General features: G+C 71.4%; 19 protein-coding genes. 6 read left to right on the top strand and 13 right to left on the bottom strand.

Annotation, left to right across the window (positions count from 1 at the left end):
- Nucleotides 1-981, top strand: coding sequence for a helix-turn-helix transcriptional regulator (locus tag ACGFNN_RS10810; protein ID WP_393554698.1), 981 nt, complete (start codon nucleotides 1-3; stop codon nucleotides 979-981).
- Between the two features lie 245 nt (nucleotides 982-1,226).
- Here ACGFNN_RS10810 and ACGFNN_RS10815 read toward each other — a convergent pair whose 3' ends face one another.
- From ACGFNN_RS10815 to ACGFNN_RS10835, 5 genes are all read right to left on the bottom strand, one after another.
- The gene (locus ACGFNN_RS10815; RefSeq protein WP_393554700.1) at nucleotides 1,227-1,799 is read right to left on the bottom strand and encodes a Clp protease N-terminal domain-containing protein; all 573 of its coding nucleotides are present in this window, start codon (nucleotides 1,797-1,799) and stop codon (nucleotides 1,227-1,229) included.
- Nucleotides 1,799-2,008, bottom strand: coding sequence for a sigma factor-like helix-turn-helix DNA-binding protein (locus tag ACGFNN_RS10820; RefSeq protein ID WP_014154112.1), 210 nt, complete (start codon nucleotides 2,006-2,008; stop codon nucleotides 1,799-1,801). Before ACGFNN_RS10820 ends, ACGFNN_RS10815 begins: the two co-directional genes overlap by 1 nt.
- 32 nt (nucleotides 2,009-2,040) lie before the next feature.
- Nucleotides 2,041-2,574: a GNAT family N-acetyltransferase gene (locus ACGFNN_RS10825; RefSeq protein ID WP_393554702.1), complete on the bottom strand. Its 534-nt coding sequence runs from the start codon at nucleotides 2,572-2,574 to the stop codon at nucleotides 2,041-2,043.
- 5 nt (nucleotides 2,575-2,579) lie between these two features.
- Entirely contained in the window at nucleotides 2,580-3,545 is a 966-nt protein-coding gene (locus tag ACGFNN_RS10830) for a zinc-binding dehydrogenase (protein ID WP_362554431.1), read from the bottom strand.
- Nucleotides 3,546-3,772: 227 nt separating this feature from the next.
- The gene (locus tag ACGFNN_RS10835) at nucleotides 3,773-4,999 is read right to left on the bottom strand and encodes an NADP-dependent malic enzyme (protein WP_393554705.1); all 1,227 of its coding nucleotides are present in this window, start codon (nucleotides 4,997-4,999) and stop codon (nucleotides 3,773-3,775) included.
- A gap of 524 nt (nucleotides 5,000-5,523) precedes the next feature.
- On the opposite strand from ACGFNN_RS10835, the gene ACGFNN_RS10840 reads away from it, so the two are divergent.
- Genes ACGFNN_RS10840 through ACGFNN_RS10850 form a run of 3 tightly spaced genes read left to right on the top strand, consistent with a single transcriptional unit; the run spans nucleotide 5,524 to nucleotide 8,212 of the window.
- A complete protein-coding gene (locus ACGFNN_RS10840; RefSeq protein ID WP_362554427.1) occupies nucleotides 5,524-6,483 on the top strand; it encodes an ABC transporter substrate-binding protein in 960 nt (319 codons plus the stop codon).
- A gap of 29 nt (nucleotides 6,484-6,512) precedes the next feature.
- Nucleotides 6,513-7,454, top strand: coding sequence for an amino acid ABC transporter permease (locus ACGFNN_RS10845; protein WP_362554425.1), 942 nt, complete (start codon nucleotides 6,513-6,515; stop codon nucleotides 7,452-7,454).
- Nucleotides 7,451-8,212, top strand: a complete 762-nt coding sequence (locus ACGFNN_RS10850; protein WP_362554423.1) for an amino acid ABC transporter ATP-binding protein — start codon at nucleotides 7,451-7,453, stop codon at nucleotides 8,210-8,212. Before ACGFNN_RS10845 ends, ACGFNN_RS10850 begins: the two co-directional genes overlap by 4 nt.
- A gap of 80 nt (nucleotides 8,213-8,292) precedes the next feature.
- On the opposite strand, the gene ACGFNN_RS10855 is transcribed toward ACGFNN_RS10850, so the two are convergent.
- The 3 genes from ACGFNN_RS10855 to ACGFNN_RS10865 all read right to left on the bottom strand — a co-directional run bounded on the left by ACGFNN_RS10855 (nucleotide 8,293) and on the right by ACGFNN_RS10865 (nucleotide 10,514).
- Nucleotides 8,293-9,075, bottom strand: a complete 783-nt coding sequence (locus ACGFNN_RS10855; RefSeq protein ID WP_393554708.1) for a hypothetical protein — start codon at nucleotides 9,073-9,075, stop codon at nucleotides 8,293-8,295.
- On the bottom strand, nucleotides 9,072-9,563 hold the full coding sequence (locus ACGFNN_RS10860) for a SigE family RNA polymerase sigma factor (protein ID WP_362554419.1): 492 nt from the start codon (nucleotides 9,561-9,563) through the stop codon (nucleotides 9,072-9,074). The genes ACGFNN_RS10855 and ACGFNN_RS10860 overlap by 4 nt, the downstream gene beginning before the upstream one ends.
- Before the next feature lie 141 nt (nucleotides 9,564-9,704).
- Nucleotides 9,705-10,514 carry a class I SAM-dependent methyltransferase gene (locus tag ACGFNN_RS10865; protein WP_393555105.1) on the bottom strand — a complete coding sequence of 270 codons (810 nt, stop codon included), beginning with the start codon at nucleotides 10,512-10,514 and terminating at the stop codon, nucleotides 9,705-9,707.
- Between the two features lie 48 nt (nucleotides 10,515-10,562).
- Here ACGFNN_RS10865 and ACGFNN_RS10870 point away from each other — a divergent pair, with 48 nt between their 5' ends.
- Nucleotides 10,563-11,213, top strand: coding sequence for a CGNR zinc finger domain-containing protein (locus tag ACGFNN_RS10870; protein WP_393554710.1), 651 nt, complete (start codon nucleotides 10,563-10,565; stop codon nucleotides 11,211-11,213).
- Here the strand turns inward: ACGFNN_RS10870 and sodX are convergent.
- On the bottom strand, nucleotides 11,096-11,533 hold the full coding sequence (gene sodX, locus ACGFNN_RS10875) for a nickel-type superoxide dismutase maturation protease (protein WP_393554712.1): 438 nt from the start codon (nucleotides 11,531-11,533) through the stop codon (nucleotides 11,096-11,098). The genes ACGFNN_RS10870 and sodX overlap by 118 nt on opposite strands.
- Before the next feature lie 179 nt (nucleotides 11,534-11,712).
- Between sodX and sodN the strand changes: the two genes are divergently transcribed.
- Nucleotides 11,713-12,108 (top strand): superoxide dismutase, Ni, encoded by a 396-nt coding sequence (sodN, locus tag ACGFNN_RS10880; RefSeq protein ID WP_073745117.1) that lies wholly within the window; start codon nucleotides 11,713-11,715, stop codon nucleotides 12,106-12,108.
- Between the two features lie 232 nt (nucleotides 12,109-12,340).
- On the opposite strand, the gene ACGFNN_RS10885 is transcribed toward sodN, so the two are convergent.
- From ACGFNN_RS10885 to ACGFNN_RS10900, 4 genes are all read right to left on the bottom strand, one after another.
- Nucleotides 12,341-13,222 (bottom strand): SDR family oxidoreductase, encoded by an 882-nt coding sequence (locus ACGFNN_RS10885; RefSeq protein ID WP_393554714.1) that lies wholly within the window; start codon nucleotides 13,220-13,222, stop codon nucleotides 12,341-12,343.
- Nucleotides 13,219-13,581: a DUF952 domain-containing protein gene (locus ACGFNN_RS10890; RefSeq protein WP_393554716.1), complete on the bottom strand. Its 363-nt coding sequence runs from the start codon at nucleotides 13,579-13,581 to the stop codon at nucleotides 13,219-13,221. Before ACGFNN_RS10890 ends, ACGFNN_RS10885 begins: the two co-directional genes overlap by 4 nt.
- 64 nt (nucleotides 13,582-13,645) lie before the next feature.
- Complete coding sequence (locus ACGFNN_RS10895) at nucleotides 13,646-14,650, bottom strand: NAD-dependent epimerase/dehydratase family protein (protein ID WP_393554718.1); 1,005 nt, start codon at nucleotides 14,648-14,650, stop codon at nucleotides 13,646-13,648.
- 72 nt (nucleotides 14,651-14,722) lie between these two features.
- Nucleotides 14,723-15,676, bottom strand: a complete 954-nt coding sequence (locus ACGFNN_RS10900) for a LysR family transcriptional regulator (RefSeq protein ID WP_362554406.1) — start codon at nucleotides 15,674-15,676, stop codon at nucleotides 14,723-14,725.
- Between the last annotated feature and the right edge of the window lie 63 nt (nucleotides 15,677-15,739).

Below are 15,739 nucleotides of genomic sequence, written 5' to 3' on the forward strand. Positions count from 1 at the left end.
ATGGCCCCCGTATTCGCCCACGGCCGCCTCCGCCTCTATCTCCTCAAGCTGCTGGACGAGGCACCCCGGCACGGGTACGAGGTGATCCGGCTCCTGGAGGAGCGCTTCCAGGGCCTTTACGCGCCCTCGGCCGGCACGGTCTATCCACGCCTGGCCAAGCTGGAGACCGAAGGGCTGGTCACCCACGCGACCGAGGGAGGCCGCAAGGTCTACTCCATCACCGAGGCGGGGCGCGCCGAGCTCGCCGGCCGGGGTGGGGAGCTGGCCGATCTGGAGCTGGAGATCCGCGAATCGGTCTCCGAGCTCGCCGCGGAGATCCGCGACGACGTGCGGGGCGCGGCGGGACGGCTCCGCAGCGAGATGCGTGCGGCCGCCTCCGAGTCCAAGCACACCCCTGCCGGAGACCACCGGACTGGATGGGAGCCGGGGTCAGGAGAGAGCGAGGCCTGGCGCACGGCGAAGGAGGAGCTGCGCAAGGCCAAGCAGGAGTGGAAGGAACAGGCCCGCAAGGCGAAGGACGAGTCCCGCAAGGCCCGCGAGGACGCGGACCGCGCCCGCCGCCAGGCCCAGGAAGCTCAGGAGAAGGCGCGGGAGCAGATGCAGAACGCCGCGCGGCAGGTCCAGGAGCACTTCTCTCGGGGTGACTGGCCGGCGGGGGTGCGGGACGGTCTGGCCGAGATCACCGGACAGCTGGGCAATTTCGCCAGGACCGGCTCCTGGCCTTCCTACAGCCGGCCCGCGCCCGGGGAGCCGGACATCGAGTGGGCCGCCGACGCCACCGGCACGGGTGATCCCTCCCGCGACCTGGACCGCCTGCTGGACCGGTTCCGCGACGACGTCCGCGACGCGGCCCGGGACCACGGGGTGAGTGAGACTCAGCTCGCCGAGGCACGCCGCCACCTGGCGTCGGCCGCGACCCAGATCGGCTCGGTGCTGCGCGGCACCGCGGCCGGTAAGAACGGCCCGTCCGGCACGCGGTGAACACCACGCAAGGGGCTCCGGCCCGTGCCCCGTTCAGCGCGGGCCGGCGGGCCGGGCACGGTCCAGCCCTCCGCCCCGCCGATACGGCGGCCGGCACGCGATGAAGACCGCGCAGGGAACGCTGGTCCGTACCGCTCTCAGCACGGGCCGGCAGGCAGGCAGGGCACGGCCCAGTCCCCCGGTCGCCCTCCCGACAGGGCGGCCGGCACACGGACACTTTCGGCTCGGTGGCTCGGAAGGCGAGGTCAGCTCGCCCGGGCCTGGCCTTCGCCGCCATCCCCGTACAGCGCCCGCTCCACACTCACGTACGTCGCCCCGTGCTCCGCGAGCACGTCGGCGACCACGCCCGGGCAGGCGGTCAGCGCCAGCAGCAGGTGCTCCTCACCGATGAAGCGGTCGCGCCTGCCGAGTGCGATGCGGAGCGACTTGGCCAGGACGCCCTTGGCGCCGTCCGCGAACGGCCGGTGCCCGTTCCGCCATCGGCGAGTCCCCCGTGGTGGAGCCAGAACACCTTCACCGTGCACGTCCTCCATCCGGGCCACGATCTCGGAGACGTCGATACCGAGGCCGGCGAGCGCCTCCTCGTCGGCGCTGGTGAGCCCTCCTCGGCGGCGAGCCCGTTCGAGTGACGCCTCGACGGAGGCCCGACGGTCCACGAGGCCGAGCGCTGTGACGGCGAACGACCCACGCCCCTCCTCCTGGTCCAGCAGGGACAGCAGCAGGTGCTCCTCGGCGACCTTGTCCGCACCGGCCCGCTCGGCATGGGACACAGCCCCGGTCACCACCACCCGGGCGCCCTTGGTGAATCGCTCGAACATCAATGCCTCCCGTACTTCTTGTGGACGGCCTGCCTGCTGACGCCCAGCTCGGCGGCGATCTCCTGCCACGACCACCCCTGGACGCGGGCGCTTCTCACCTGGACGGCTTCGAGCTGTTCGAGCAGCCGCCGCAGAGCGGCGACCGCCCGGAGCCCCACACGCGGGTCGCGGTCACCGGCGCGCGCGGCGAGATCCGTTGCTTCGGTCATGATGTCAACTTACGTTGACACGCGAGGCGGCGTCAACCCGCGTTGACAAGATCCGTGGCGAGGCGTGCGTGCCGCTCCACGTCGTAGCGGGTATTCCCGTAACGAAGCTTCCCCCGCTCGATCCCCTCGGCGGCGAATCCGGCCCGTAGGGCGACGGCGCACGAGGCGGGGTTGTTCACCCTGTGGCCGAGCTCGAGACGGTGGAGCCCCAGGTCGTCGAAAGCCCAGCGGGCCGTCGCTCGTACGCCCGCGGCGGCGATGCCGGTGCCCCGGGCCGATTCGGCCGTCCAGTACGAGACCCAGCCGGTGTCGTGCACACGGTTCACCGCCGTCACCGCCACCGACCCCAGGGCCGCACCGTCACGCACGACGGCCCACGCGTACCCGCGTCCGGCCACCCGCTCACGCTCCCGCTCCGCGATCCAGCCGAGCGCCTCGTCGAGCGTCGTGACGGGTGTGCCGGACTGCCGCGCCATCTCGGCGGGCGCGAAGGCGTCGAGCACCGCAGGGGCGTCGTCCGGCCGCCAGGGCCGCAGCAGCAACCCTTCAGGCGTCAGCAGCTCCACCGGAGTCACCCGGTGGTGAGGACGATCTTTCCGAACAGGTCTCCTGCCGCGAGCTTCTCGAAGCCCTCGCGGGCACGGTCGAGCGGAAGGGTTTCGTCGATGACGGGCCGGACCCCGGTCGCCGCGCAGAATGACAGCAGATCCTCGAGTTCGTCCTTGGAACCCATCGTGGAGCCGACGACCTTGAGCTCCAGGAAGAAGATGCGGGTCAGCTCGGCGTGCGCGGGCCGGTCCCCGCTGGTGGCACCGGAGATGACCAGGGTGCCGCCGGGACGCAGCGACTTGACCGAGTGGGACCAGGTCGCCGCGCCGACGGTCTCGATGACCGCGTCGACCCGCTGGGGCAGCCGGGCGCCCGGCTCGAACGCCTCGACGGCCCCCAGTTCGACCGCGCGCTTGCGCTTGGCCTCGTCCCGGCTGGTGGCGAACATCCGGAGCCCCGCCGCCTTGCCCAGCACGATCGCCGCGGTCGCCACACCGCCGCCCGCGCCCTGAACGAGCACGGAGTCACCGGGCCGGACACCGGCGTTGGTGAACAGCATCCGATAGGCCGTGAGCCAGGCGGTCGGCAGGCAGGCCGCCTCCTCGAAGGTCAGCTCCCTGGGCTTGGGCAGCACGTTCCAGCTGGGTACGGTCACCAGCTCGGCGAAGGTGCCCTGGTAGCGCTCGGTGAGGATGGAGCGCGGCTCCTCGGGGCCGACGCCGTGTCCCGACTGACCGATGACGGAGTGCAGGACGACTTCGTTGCCGTCCTGGTCGACGCCCGCGGCGTCACAGCCGAGGATCATGGGCAGCTTGTCCTCGGCGAGGCCGACACCCCGCAGCGACCAGAGGTCGTGGTGGTTGAGCGATGCGGCCTTCACTCGGACGGTGGTCCAGCCGGACCGCGCCTCGGGCGCCGGGCGTTCACCCAGTTCCAGTCCGTCCAGAGGGCGGTCACGGTCGATGCGTGCTGCGTAGGCGGCGAACATGGCCACGACCCTAGGCCGTGACGTGCCGTGACGTAACCGTTCGCGGGTGTGACACACGCCCCAGCCGGGCGGGCGGTGGGCGGTGCCCCGGATACGCGCCCGGCCCGTCGGCCACGGATCAGGTCCGGGGCCGACGGGCCGGGCGGCGCGATGTGCCGGGAAGCGGCGGGCGGCGGGCTCCCGGCCCCCTGAGGGGCCGAGGGCCACCCGTCCGCCCCCTTGCGGGGTCAGCGCCTCGCGACACCCTCCGCGCGGGCGGCGGCGGCCACCGCGGCGGTGACGGCGGGGGCGACCCGCTCGTCGAACGGCGACGGGATGACGTAGTCCGCGGCCAGTTCGTCCCCGACCACGTCCGCCAGCGCGTTCGCCGCGGCGATCTTCATGCCCTCGGTGATCCGGGAGGCCCGCACCTGCAGCGCGCCCGCGAAGATGCCGGGGAACGCGAGCACGTTGTTGATCTGGTTCGGGTAGTCCGACCGGCCGGTGGCCACCACGGCCGCGTACTTGTGCGCGACCTCCGGGTGGACCTCGGGGTTCGGGTTGGCCATGGCGAACACGAAGGCGCCGGGCGCCATCGAGGCCACCGCGGGCTCGGGGACCGTACCGCCGGAGACTCCGATGAAGACGTCGGCGCCGGTCAGCGCCGTCTCCAGGGAACCGGTGATGCCGGCCCGGTTGGTGAGTTCGGCGAGCTCGCGCTTGACGTCGGTGAGGTCGTCCCGGTCGCGGCTGACGATGCCCTTGCGGTCGGCGACGGCGACGTCACCGATGCCCGCCTCCAGCAGGAACTTGGCGATGGCCACACCGGCCGCGCCCGCGCCGGAGATCACGGCGCGCAGGTCGCCGAGGGTCCGGCCCGACAGCTTCGCCGCGTTCCGCAGGGCGGCGAGGGTCACCACCGCGGTGCCGTGCTGGTCGTCGTGGAAGACCGGGATGTCGAGCCGCTCCTGGAGCTTGCGCTCGATCTCGAAGCACCGGGGTGCCGAGATGTCCTCCAGGTTGACCCCGCCGAAGGACGGCGCGAGCCGCACGACGGTGTCGACGATCTCGTCCGTGTCGGTCGTGGCCAGCGCGATCGGCACCGCGTCGACCCCGCCGAACTGCTTGAAGAGGATCGCCTTGCCCTCCATGACCGGGAGGGAGGCCTCGGGGCCGATGTCCCCCAGGCCGAGGACGGCGGTGCCGTCCGTCACCACGGCCACGACCTGGGACTTCCAGGTGTAGTCGTGGACGAGTTCGGGATTGTCCGCGATGGCGCTGCACACCTTGGCGACGCCGGGCGTGTACGCGAGGGACAGGTCGTCCTTGTCGCGGATCGGGACGGTGGCCTGCACGGCCATCTTCCCGCCGCGGTGGAGCGCGAACGCCTGGTCGAAGGGCTCGTCCGCCCCGATGGGACCGGTCGTACCGTGCGCCGTGCTGTCGCTGCGAGGATTGACGATCTCCGCTGCCATTTCTGTTGACCCCTTAAGTCTTCATCAGTTGAGGGTGGCCACTCCTGGTTGAGGAGGGGTGGGCGGGCACCGCGTACGTTCCCGGCGCCGGGCGGTTGGCCCGCTCGGGCAGGGGAGACACATACGCGCGGGCGCGCCGCACACGCGCCCTGAGCCCCGGATGAGGGGTGTAAAGGTCTTTCTTACCGGACGGACCGGGCCTCTTACGAGTCGGTATCGATTCGGTGAGATGACTCATAGCCGAATATCTGGACAAGTCCACTAAGGGATATGAAGCTCGTCCGTCAGTCGAGACGCACCGGAGATTCTCCGGAGGAGTGCGAACTTTCCAGCAGATGGTCCGGCCCCGCGGTACCGGCCTGTTGAGGTTCGGGGGTCACCCGTTACCCGATTTTGACATGACCGGTCCCCTGAATGGGTGAGTCCGAATGGCAAGATGCCCTAATCACACACGGTGGCGACACTCGAAGGTGCGTGCCCGCCCCGCCTGACCTGCACTCCCTCACCGCCGGAGGATTCCGACCATGACCGCAAGCACCCTCTGCCGCACGACCGCGAAGTCCCGGATTGCCGCGGTCTGCGCAGTCGCGGTCGCCGGCACCCTGCTGCTGACCGCCTGTGGGGACCAGACCGACAGCGCGAGCAAGAAGGAGTCCGGCTCCGCCTCCGCCGACAAGGCACCCCTCGCGGACCTCCTCCCCCAGTCCATCAAGGACAAGGGCGAGATCAAGGTCGGCTCGGACATCGCTTACCCGCCGGTCGAGTTCAAGGACAAGTCCGGCAAGACGGTCGGCATCGACCCCGACCTCGCGGACGCGCTCGGCAAGCAGCTCGGAGTGAAGTTCACCTTCGAGAACGGCACGTTCGACACCCTGCTCACCGGTCTGCGCTCGAAGCGCTACGACCTGGCGATGTCGGCCATGACCGACACCAAGGACCGCCAGGAGGGTGTCGACTCCGAGACGAAGAAGAAGGTCGGCGAGGGCGTCGACTTCATCGACTACTTCACGGCGGGCGTCTCCATCTACACCAAGAAGGGCGACGACAAGGGCATCAGCGCCTGGTCGGACCTCTGCGGAAAGAAGCTGGTCGTCCAGCGCGGCACGGTCTCGCACGACCTCGCCAAGGCCGAGAGCACCAAGTGCGGCAGCAAGGGCAAGATCACCATCGAGCCGTTCGACAACGACCTCGAGGCCCAGACCCGCCTGCGCGGCGGCGGTGCCGACGCCGGCTCCTCCGACTTCCCGGTCGCCGCATACGCGGTGAAGACCTCGGGCGGCGGCAAGGACTTCCAGCTCGTCGGCGACCAGGTGGAGGCGGCCCCGTACGGCATCGCCGTGGCCAAGGGCAACGACGACCTCACCAAGGCCATCCAGGCGGCCCTGGACGCGATCATCAAGAACGGCGAGTACGACAAGGTCATCGCCAAGTGGGGCGTCCAGGCCGGTGCGGTCACCGAGGCCAAGATCAACGGCGGGTCCTGACCGGGGACCGGCGCTGAAAGGCTTCATCTGTGACTGACATAAAGAAGTCGGGCCCGGCGGACACCCCGCCCGTCCCGTCGGCGGGACCGGAGGCGATCAAGGCCATACCGGTGCGCCACTACGGGCGGTACGTCTCGGCGATCGTCGCGCTGGGCCTCCTGGCCACGCTCGTCTACGCGTTCTCGCAGGGCGACATCAACTGGGCCGCGATCCCGGACTACTTCTTCGACGACCAGATCCTCGAGGGCGTCAAGAACACCGTCATCATCACGGTCCTCTCGATGATCATCGGTGTGGTGCTGGGCATCGTTCTGGCCGTCATGCGGCTCTCGAAGAACCCGGTGACCACGTCGATCGCGTGGGGCTACATCTGGTTCTTCCGCGGCACCCCCGTCTACGTACAGCTGCTGGTCTGGTTCAACCTCGGGATCGTCTTCGAGTACATCAACCTCGGGCCGATCTACAAGGACGAGTGGTCGTCCTTCATGACCCCGTTCCTCTGCGCGCTGCTGGGGCTCGGACTGAACGAGGCCGCCTACATGGCGGAGATCTGCCGGGCCGGCCTCCAGTCCGTCGACGAGGGGCAGACCGAGGCGGCGCACGCCCTGGGCATGAGCCACGGCAAGACGCTGCGCCGGATCGTCGTACCGCAGGCGATGCGCGTGATCGTGCCGCCGACGGGCAACGAGGTCATCAACATGCTGAAGACCTCCTCGCTCGCGGTCGCCGTCCAGTACACCGAACTGCTGCGTTCCACCCAGAACGTGTCGCAGACCTCCGGTGCCACCGTGGAGATGCTGTTCCTGGCCGCGGCCTGGTACATGGTGCTCACCTCGGTGCTCAGCGTCGGCCAGTACTACCTGGAGCGGTACTACGCACGCGGCTCGAGCCGCAGCCTGCCGGACACCCCGTTCCAGAAGATCAGGGCCTCCATGCTGTCGCTGGGCCGCCCGAAGGGAGGCGCCGCATGACCGCCATGGTGAAGGCCGAGGGCGTACACAAGTCCTTCGGCCCCGCGCACATCCTCAAGGGCATCGACCTGGAGGTCGCCCCGCGTGAGGTGTTCTGCCTGATCGGCCCGTCCGGTTCCGGCAAGTCGACGTTCCTGCGGTGCATCAACCACCTGGAGAAGGTCAACGCCGGCCGGCTGTACGTCGACGGCGACCTGGTGGGCTACCGCCAGAAGGGCGACAAGCTCTACGAGCTCAAGGACAGCGAGGTCGCGCTGAAGCGCCGGGACATCGGCATGGTCTTCCAGCGCTTCAACCTGTTCCCGCACATGACGGCCATCGAGAACGTCATGGAGGCGCCCGTCCAGGTCAAGGGCGAGACCAAGGCCGTGGCACGGGCCCGTGCCGAGCGGCTGCTCGACCGGGTCGGCCTGTCCGACAAGGCGAAGAACTACCCCTCGCAGCTCTCCGGCGGACAGCAGCAGCGCGTGGCGATCGCCCGCGCTCTGGCCATGGAGCCGAAGCTGATGCTCTTCGACGAGCCGACCTCCGCGCTCGACCCGGAGCTGGTCGGCGACGTCCTGGACGTCATGCGCGGACTGGCCGAGGACGGCATGACGATGATCGTCGTCACCCATGAGATGGGCTTCGCCCGTGAGGTGGGCGACGCGCTGGTCTTCATGGACGACGGCGTCGTGGTGGAGTCGGGCCACCCGCGCGAGGTGCTGGGCAACCCGCAGCACGACCGGACGAAGTCGTTCCTGTCCAAGGTGCTCTAGCACCCGGACGGAGGGACAAAAGGAGGGCGGTACGGACCTGGTCCGTACCGCCCTCCTCGTCGTCCTCCCCGTTCCGCCCGCTACTTCGCGGTCCCCCCGGCCGGCAGCAGCTCCGGGCGGAGCATCAGGTCACGCAGCTGTCCCCGGTCCAGCGGCGGGTCGTCGAGCAGCGGCCCCTGCGACCTGCCCCCCTCGTAACCCGTGCTGGAACGCGCGGCCAGCACCGATCCGTCCTCCAGGACGAGGCGGGCGTCGAGTTCGGGACCCCACTGCGGGGTGCCGCCGTCGCCGTGGTCCATGGCGTCGTGCCAGATGGTCAGGATCCGGCCGTCCGGCAGTTCCTCGCGTACGCAGTCGGCGCGGGGCGGCTCCTTCCCGTTGACGGCGCACAGGTCGAACGCGGGGTCGGTCGCGTACTTCTTGGCGACCTGCGCCCGGGGCATGTAGGAGAGGGTGAGGAAGCCGACGCCTCCGTCCCCGCGGACGGCGTACTGCCCGTCCAGCGGGCCGGCGTACGTCTCCTTGGCCTGTTCGGGAGTGGCGTTCTTGATCAGGACGGCGAGGGACACCTGCTCGACGGTGCCCACGCCGGAGGGCAGCAGCGCGGTCAGCCGCCCGGCCCTGTCCTCCTTGCCGCTCTTCTCGGCGGGTGCCGCCACCGAGGTCCGCTCCGGTTCCGGCCCGGCGGCGAAGCCGGGAAGCGCGACCGCTCCCGCCGCCACGACGGCCAGCGCCGCCCCCGAGACGGCGGCGCGACGGCGCCTGCGCACCCGGCCCGCCCTGGCGTACACCGCGTCGGTGGTGAGCCCGGAGTGTCCCGCGCCGTCGGCAGCCCGCCCCAGCAGTTCACGTACGTCGTTCATACGAGTTCCTCCGCCATCTCGGCGCGCAGCGCCGCCAGTCCCCGTGCCGTGTGGCTCTTCACCGTGCTCTCCCGCATCCCGAGCAGTTCGGCCGTGGCCTGGACGCTCAGGTCCTCCCAGTAGCGCAGCACCAGCACCGCCCGCTGTCTGGCCGTGAGCCGGGCGAGCGCCGCCCGGACCATCAGACCGGTGTCCGAGTCGGCCTGGTCGCCGACGGTGTCGGGCAATTCGCCGTAGGGCCGCTCGCGCCGCCAGAAGCGGCGGCGTGCGGCGATGTACGTGTTGACCAGCGTCTTGCGCGCGTACGCCTCGATGTTGTCGAGCCGCCCGTGTCTCCTGCCGCCCAGTACGACCTTGACCAGCGTCGTCTGGACGAGGTCCTCCGCCTCGTGGCGGTCGCCGCACAACAGGTAGGCGCTGCGGAACAGCGCCGTCCGTCTGCCTTCCACGAACGCGTGCAGCGCGTCGTCGTCCCCGCCCCGCGTCATCGGCGCCCCCTCTCCAGGTCCGCGGGCGCGGACCGTCTCACCCCTTCCAGTGCGCCGGCCCGTCCGGCAGGTTGCGGTCCGGACGAACGTGGGAGGAGGGGCGGCCCTTGCCGCCCCTCCTCCCACGTTCCGCGGTGCCGTCTACTTCACGGCCAGCACCAGGGTGTCCGACGGCGAGGCCCAGACCGTGCGCGCCTCCCCGAAGCCCGCCTCGCGCAGGGTCCTGGCGTGCCAGGCGGGGGACGGCATGTCTCCGTCCGCGTGCTCCCCGTAGATCACGAAGCGCTCGGCCGTGGGCGCCGCGAGGGCCGGGTCCTTCGCCGCCAGCTCCCACCACTCCTTCCAGTCCACAGCGCCCTCCGCCTTCGCCCGGTCCATCGCGGCGTGTCGGTGGGCGCGCTCGGCAGCGTTGATGCGAGGGGTCTCGGTGTCGATCATGTGGTCCGCGTTCATGAAGACACCGCCGTCCCTGACCACGGTGCCGATCTGTCCGTAGAGGGCGGCGAGAGGTTCGTCGTGCAGCCAGTGCAGGGCGGTCGCCGTGAGCACCGCGTCGTAGGACCGGTGCGGGAGCTTCCCGGTCCAGGTGGCGTCCTTGAGGTCGGCGGTCACGAAGGTGACCCGGTCGTCGCCCTCGAAGGTGCCACGCGCGATGGTGAGGAGGGCGGGGTCGAGGTCGACCCCGGTGCTGGTGGCGCCGGGGAACCGCCGGAGCAGCCGATCCGTGATACTGCCTGTACCGCATGCCAGGTCGAGCACCTTCGGCTCGGGCCCCACCACGGCCTCGACCATGTCCAGCATCACCCGGAACCGCTCCTCGCGGTCCGGCATGTACCACTCCTGCTGCCGGTCCCAGCTCTCCTGCCAGGCCTGCCAGTCGGTGCCCGCCGTCGTCGTCACTCGGACCTCCACGCATCCGCAAAGTAAGACTCGATTTGCCGAACCAACCATTACACTGGTCGACACCCCGACCATAGACCGACGCCGTAAGGACTACAAGTGGAATTGGCCTCTTACTCGGACTACGCCGTGCGTCTGGTCAACACGGAGGAACCGGCACGTGGACGGGACTCGCTCACGACGGTCGAGTCCGTCCGTGAGCTGTTCGGCGCCAGCGCCCAGGCGGCCCGTCGGGCCACGGACGCCGACGTGACGCGCTTCCGCTCCGTGCGGGCCAGGCTGCGCGCGGTCTTCGAAGCCGCGGACGCCGGGGACGAGACACTGACGGTGGACCTGCTGAACTCGTTGCTGCTGGAGTTCCCGGTCAGCCCTCAGATCTCCGGCCACGACGTCCGGGACGAGGACGGCAGGCCCGACTGGCACATGCACCTCGCCGACCACCCCTCGAACGCCACGGCCGGGTTCGCGGCGATCGCGGCGATGGGCCTCGCCTTCCACCTCACCACGCACGGAGCGGACCGGCTCGGCCTCTGCGAGGCGGCGCCCTGCCGCAACGCCTACCTCGACACCTCCACCAACCGCTCGCGGCGGTACTGCTCGGACCGCTGCGCGACCCGCGCCAACGTCGCGGCCTACCGGGCGCGCAAGCGCCTCGGCGCCGAGCGCTCCGCCGAGACGCGGCGCACCGCCGACGCGGCCCAGGCCAGCAGCGCGAACGGCGAGCGCCGACCCTTCCCCAGCGGCCGGTAGCGGGCCCGTACGCGGGCCAGCACGAGTTCCTCGGGCACCGTCCCGTAGTCCGTGCTGTCCCCGCCCGCGTACGCGTTGTCGCCCAGCACCCACCAGCCGTTGCCGCGCCGTTCGACGGCCCGCTTGACGACCAGCAGGTCCTGCTGGAACGGGTGACGCAGGATCACCACGTCCCCCGGGCGCACCGGAGCGCCTCGCTGCACGAGCAGCCAGTCCCCGTGATACAGCGTGGGCACCATCGAAGGCCCCGTCACCTCCACCACCTGGTACGCCCTGCGCGCCGCCGGCCCGCTCCACGGCCCCTGCGCCGGCTCAGCCATCTGTGGCACCTCCCGGTCCGTCCTCCGGCGTGCGGCCACGCACACCGCTCCGTATTTTCCGCCGCCGGTCCCATCCGCACCCTGGACTTTTGGCCTAAGCCCCAGGGGGCAGCCGCAAAAAGCGGGTCCCTACGGAGTAATGTCCCACCTGAGAAGACGATCACGAGGAAGGACAGCTCATGCTCTCCCGCCTGTTTGCCCCCAAGGTGAAGGTCAGCGCCCACTGCGACCTGCCCTGCGGTGTGTACGACCCGGCCCAGGCCCGCATCGAGGCGGAGTCGGTCAAGGCCGTCCAGGAGAAGTACCAGGCCAACGAGGACGCGGACTTCCGCACCCGCGCCGTTCTGATCAAGGAACAGCGCGCGGAGCTCGCGAAGCACCACGTCTCGGTGCTCTGGAGCGACTACTTCAAGCCCCCGCACTTCGAGAAGTACCCGCAGCTGCACCAGCTGGTCAACGACACCCTGAAGGCGCTCTCCGCGGCCAAGGGCTCGAACGACCCGGCCACGGGCCAGAAGGCCCTGGACCTGATCTCCGAGATCGACAAGATCTTCTGGGAGACCAAGAAGGCCTGACCCACGGGTCGAGCCGCCCGGCCCGTGGGTCACACGGGCCGGGACGGCCACTGTCCGCCCCCGGTCCGCAGGGCTGCCGAGAACGGCGTCCGCGCGGACCGGGGGCGGTCTGCTTCACCCGGCCGCCGATGCGTGCGGGGCCGCAGCGCGGGCGGGCAGGGGCCGGCCCGGATCCGGCGGACGGACGCCCACCGCAAGGCGGTTCGGCGCGCGTGGAGGCGCCCCGGCCGCGTCACGCCTCCGGCAGCAGGTGCCGGTAGCTGTCCGGGTTCTCCTCGAGGTAGCCGGCCAGGTTCTGGGCCGGGCGGCCGGTGAGCGTGCGGACGGCGTCGGAGACGGTGGCCAGTTCACCGGCGGCGATCGCCTCGTACGAGGTGACCCAGCCGGCCACCTCCCACTCCTCGGCCCCGTAGTGGGTGCGCGAGGCGTAGGCCTCCTCCCTGGTCTCCGGGACGTAGCGGATCTCGCGCCCGGTGCGGCGGCTCAGTTCGGCCGCCGCCTCCGCGAGGGTGAACGCCTCGGGGCCGGTGAGGTCGTGGACCACGCCGTCGTGGCCGGTTCCCTCGTCCAGCAGGACCGCTGACGCGCAGTCGGCGATGTCCTCGTGGGAGACGGCCGAGACCCGACCGTTCCCGCCGGGCCCCCGCAGGACTCCGTCGGCACCGGTCATCGCGGGAATCCCGGCCAGGTACCAGCTGTCGCGCAGGAAGGTGTGGCGTACGCCCGTCATACGGATGTGGGCCTCGGTGTGCCAGTGGTCCCGGGCGAAGGTAAAGGTGGCGTCCGGTGCCGCTCCGAGGAAGGACACGTAGACGATCCGTTCGACGCCGGCGGCGAGGGCCGCGTCCACGGCGACGATGTGCTCCTGGGTCCGGTCAGGGCTCTCGTGGGCCGACACCAGGAACAGGGTGTGCGCGCCGTCGAGCGCGCGGCGCATCGCCTCGCCGTCCCCGTAGGCGGCGGGAGGCGCCGCCGACGAGCCGGGGATCGGGGGCAGCCGGGACGGGTCCCGGCCGAGCAGGCGTACGGGGACGCCGGTGCGGGCCAGCCGGCGGGCCACCCGGCCGCCGACCTCGCCGCTCGCGCCGGTGACCGCGACGAGAGGGCTGATCACCTGGCCTCACCCTCCTCGCGCACGGAGTTCCCGGTGTGCTCGGCCCAGGTGCGCACCTGGGCGACCGCGTCGACCGGCAGCGGCCCGTAGATGTGCGGGAAGCGCTCACCGCCGGGCTCGAAGGCCTCGTACCGGACGGGTGCCGGTAGCCGGGCCTCGTCGATGACCAGCACCACCAGGTCCCCGACGTCGGCTCCGTACAACGCGTGTGCGACGGAGGGAAGCTGATGGGGCAGCGAGCAGTGGATGAACCCCTCCTCCCTCAGGGTCCGTCCCCTGGTCGACATCTCGTACGTCCCCGCTGCGCGGGCGGCCTCCCAGAGAGGCGCTTCGGTGAGGTGCAGAAGCTCTTCGGTCATCGGGCCACGCTAAGGGCTGACCCGCGGTGCCCGGCGTATCGGCGCCGCGCGGTCGCCGTAAGCCTCACATGCTCCGGTGGGCTGCCAGGAGCTTCGCCTCGGTCAGCGCGTCGAGGCCCGGGGCCGGGCGGTCGGCCCGCTGCGGGGCGGTGCCGCCCAGGTCGCGCAGCCAGGCCCAGGTGTCGGCGACGGTCTCGGCGACGGGTCGGCACCGCAGGCCGGCGGCGTGCGCCCGGGTGACATCGCCCTGGTGCAGGCTGTCGTGGAGCTCTCCCGCCGGAAGCCAGACGGGCAGGTCCGTCCACGGCTCGACACCCGCCGCGAGGAGCGTCCCCGGGTCGGTCCAGCGCAGCCGGGCATGGGAGCCGGTGACGCGGACGACGGTGTCCAGCAGCTCTCCCATGGTGGTGTGGCCAGGCCGGCTCACGGTGTTGTACGCCCCGGACAGGCCGGCCGTCGCGGCGTCGAGCAGCCATTCGGCGAGGTCACGGGCGTCGATGAACTGGAGGGCGGCGTCCGCGGGACCCGGTGCGATCATGTCCCCGCCCCGGGCCGCCCGGCTCAGCCACCACGGCAGGCGGCCGATGTTCTCGCCCGGGCCGAGGATCAGCCCGGGCCTGGCCAGCAGCGCGCGGTCGCCGAACGCCTCCTGCGCCGCGAGCTCGCCGCCCCGCTTGGCCAGGGCGTATGAGACGTCGGGGCCCGCGTCGGGAGAGGCGCCGGGGACGAGCGGTCCGTCCTCCGCGAGTCCCGCCGGGGTGGGGTACGCGTACACGGACCGGCTGGAGACGTAACTGAGGTGCCCCGCCCTGCCCGACAGCATCCGGGCGGCGTCCCGTACGGCCGAGGGGGCGCCGCTCCAGGTGTCGACCACCAGGTCCCAGGTGCCGTCGGCCAGTTGACCGAGGCCGTCTGCCCCCGCCGTCCGGTCGCCGGTCAGCGTCCTGACACCGGCGGGTGCCGGGTGGCGGCCACGGTGGAACACCGTGACCTCCCACCCGCGCCGGAGTGCCGCGTCGGTGACCGCTCGTCCGACGAATTCCGTTCCGCCCATCATCAGGAGCCTCATACGGGCGATGGTGCCCAACCGGGGCCGGCCGGTCCACGGACCTCGCTGTCGGCAGAACGGGGAACCTCCGGCTCAGGACGTGTGCGCGAGCGGGCTGCGGTGGCGCAGCAGCCACCGGTGGTACTGCTCCGCGCGTCGCGCCGCGTCACGGTAGGCGGTCTCCAACTCCTCGTAGACGGGGTCCATGTCCGCCCCGGACCGTGAGACAAGCAGCAGCCGCACCGCCAGCGGGTCGCCGCGCAGGGGCCGGATGGCCATGTCGTCGCGGGGGCCGGAGGTGGGCTGGCACGGGGCGACAGCCTCGCCGAGGACGACGAGCGAGGCCGCCGTGAGGTAGTCCCCCTGCAGGACGGGCGGATCGATGCCCGCGGCGCCGAGGACCCGGCGTACGCCGTCCCATTCACCGTCCACGGAAGGGTCGACCATCCACCGGTCGCCCGCCAGGTCGTCGAGATCCACCACAGGCTGTGCCGCCGCCGGGTGGTCCCGGGCCAGCGAGATGAACTGCGGTTCGCGCTCCAGCAGTACGCGCTGGGTCAGGCCGTCCGGTATGCCCAGCGGGCAGCCCTCCACCTCGTGCACGAAGGCGACGTCGAGCCGGCCCGCCGCCACCGAACCGATCAGCGACCTGGCCGAGACGTCCACCTGGAGGGAGATGTCGGCCCCGGGCAGGCGTCCCCTGAGCCCGCGCAGCCAGCCACCGATGACCCGGCTCGCGGTGGAGCCGATGCGCAGTGCGGGGCCGCCGGACCGCGCGGCCGCCGCCTCCGCCATCGCCGCGCCCACCAGGTCCGACATCCCGTCGACCAGCGGGCGTGCCCGGCTGAGGACGGCGCGTCCCAGCAGGGTCGGCCGGCAGCCCGTCCGCTCGCGGCGGAAGAGCTCGGCGCCCATCGTCCTTTCGATCCGCTGGAGTTGTGTGGTCAGGGAGGGCTGGCTGACGCCGAGCCTGCGTGCCGCCTGATGCAGGCTGCCCGCGTCGGCGATGGCGCAGAGCGCCCTGAGGTGTCTCACCTCCAGCTCCATGACGGCGAGAGTAGGGCTCCGTGTGCGGCGCGCACCAGATGCCCCAACCCCACCAAACGGGGA

This window comes from Streptomyces sp. NPDC048590, from assembly GCF_043199535.1.
Taxonomy (GTDB): domain Bacteria; phylum Actinomycetota; class Actinomycetes; order Streptomycetales; family Streptomycetaceae; genus Streptomyces.

Bases quoted from the DNA above. Each gene is read 5' to 3' on its own strand.
- ACGFNN_RS10810 (WP_393554698.1), top strand. From the start codon at position 1: ATGGCCCCCGTATTCGCCCACGGCCGCCTCCGCCTCTATCTCCTCAAG.
- ACGFNN_RS10815 (WP_393554700.1), bottom strand. From the start codon at position 1,799: ATGTTCGAGCGATTCACCAAGGGCGCCCGGGTGGTGGTGACCGGGGCT.
- ACGFNN_RS10820 (WP_014154112.1), bottom strand. From the start codon at position 2,008: ATGACCGAAGCAACGGATCTCGCCGCGCGCGCCGGTGACCGCGACCCG.
- ACGFNN_RS10830 (WP_362554431.1), bottom strand. From the start codon at position 3,545: ATGTTCGCCGCCTACGCAGCACGCATCGACCGTGACCGCCCTCTGGAC.
- ACGFNN_RS10835 (WP_393554705.1), bottom strand. From the start codon at position 4,999: ATGGCAGCGGAGATCGTCAATCCTCGCAGCGACAGCACGGCGCACGGT.
- ACGFNN_RS10840 (WP_362554427.1), top strand. From the start codon at position 5,524: ATGACCGCAAGCACCCTCTGCCGCACGACCGCGAAGTCCCGGATTGCC.
- ACGFNN_RS10850 (WP_362554423.1), top strand. From the start codon at position 7,451: ATGACCGCCATGGTGAAGGCCGAGGGCGTACACAAGTCCTTCGGCCCC.
- ACGFNN_RS10855 (WP_393554708.1), bottom strand. From the start codon at position 9,075: ATGAACGACGTACGTGAACTGCTGGGGCGGGCTGCCGACGGCGCGGGA.
- ACGFNN_RS10860 (WP_362554419.1), bottom strand. From the start codon at position 9,563: ATGACGCGGGGCGGGGACGACGACGCGCTGCACGCGTTCGTGGAAGGC.
- ACGFNN_RS10865 (WP_393555105.1), bottom strand. From the start codon at position 10,514: ATGGTTGGTTCGGCAAATCGAGTCTTACTTTGCGGATGCGTGGAGGTC.
- sodX (WP_393554712.1), bottom strand. From the start codon at position 11,533: ATGGCTGAGCCGGCGCAGGGGCCGTGGAGCGGGCCGGCGGCGCGCAGG.
- sodN (WP_073745117.1), top strand. From the start codon at position 11,713: ATGCTCTCCCGCCTGTTTGCCCCCAAGGTGAAGGTCAGCGCCCACTGC.
- ACGFNN_RS10890 (WP_393554716.1), bottom strand. From the start codon at position 13,581: ATGACCGAAGAGCTTCTGCACCTCACCGAAGCGCCTCTCTGGGAGGCC.
- ACGFNN_RS10895 (WP_393554718.1), bottom strand. From the start codon at position 14,650: ATGAGGCTCCTGATGATGGGCGGAACGGAATTCGTCGGACGAGCGGTC.
- ACGFNN_RS10900 (WP_362554406.1), bottom strand. From the start codon at position 15,676: ATGGAGCTGGAGGTGAGACACCTCAGGGCGCTCTGCGCCATCGCCGAC.